This is a genomic window from Halorubrum tibetense (genome assembly GCF_042661865.1).
Classification (GTDB): domain Archaea; phylum Halobacteriota; class Halobacteria; order Halobacteriales; family Haloferacaceae; genus Halorubrum; species Halorubrum tibetense.
Genome location: NZ_JBHSWW010000583.1, coordinates 1 through 713 on the forward strand (window position 1 = coordinate 1; position 713 = coordinate 713).

General features: G+C 73.2%; 1 protein-coding gene and 1 pseudogene. Both read right to left on the reverse strand.

The window, feature by feature from the left end; translation table 11 throughout:
* Positions 1 to 196: pseudogene (locus ACFQEU_RS17105) on the reverse strand (sulfate ABC transporter permease); the annotation flags it as partial.
* A partial coding sequence (locus ACFQEU_RS17110) for a substrate-binding domain-containing protein (RefSeq protein ID WP_379784103.1) occupies positions 193 to 713 on the reverse strand: 521 nt, incomplete at its 5' end. The pseudogene ACFQEU_RS17105 and the gene ACFQEU_RS17110, both read right to left, overlap by 4 nt.

The window sequence follows — 713 nt, forward strand, 5'->3', positions numbered from 1 at the left end:
CGCGGGCCGCGGGCGTCGACAGCGCGGCGAGGACGTCCGCAGTGCCGGTCCGCGCGAGGAACGCGACGAACGGGAGGAGGAAGTAGGCGAGCAGCAGCCCGCCGAACAGCGTCGGTAGCCACAGCCCGGACCGGTCCACCCAGTGTTCGCGCGGGGAGGCGACGTGGCCGCCGTCCGATCGGGTCGCGTCCGTCATCGCTCGACCGGCGGGGGGACCGAGCCGTTCGCTCGCGGCAGCTCGTTGCTCACGGTGAGTCCCGCGTCACGCAGCAGGTCCGGGGAGTCGGCGAGGAACCGGACGAGTCGATGCCCCGCCTCCGGAGCGTCGGCGCGGTCGATGACCGTCGCGTTGTACAAGACGGGGCGGCCCCTGGCGGTGTATCCCTCCTCGTCGGTGGTGTAGGTGACCGTGGCGTACTGGTCGGCCAGCCCGGGGTCGGCGAAGCTGTACGCGGCGGGGAACGTCCGGAAGGGGACGTCGTGGTCCACGGCCATGTTGCGGTAGACGACGGCCGCGGCGCGGGAGCCGGCTTCAACCCCCGCCAGCAGCTGGGGTTCGTCCGGTTCCCGGTACACCCGGTCGAGCATCGCGTCCCGGAAGCCGTCGAGGTCGTGCTCGTGCTCGGCGAGCTCGAACGCCTGGACGGCGCGGTAGCCGAGCGGGTCGAGGTCCGGGTCCCCGATCGCGATCTCCCCGGGGTCGGCGTCGCGAG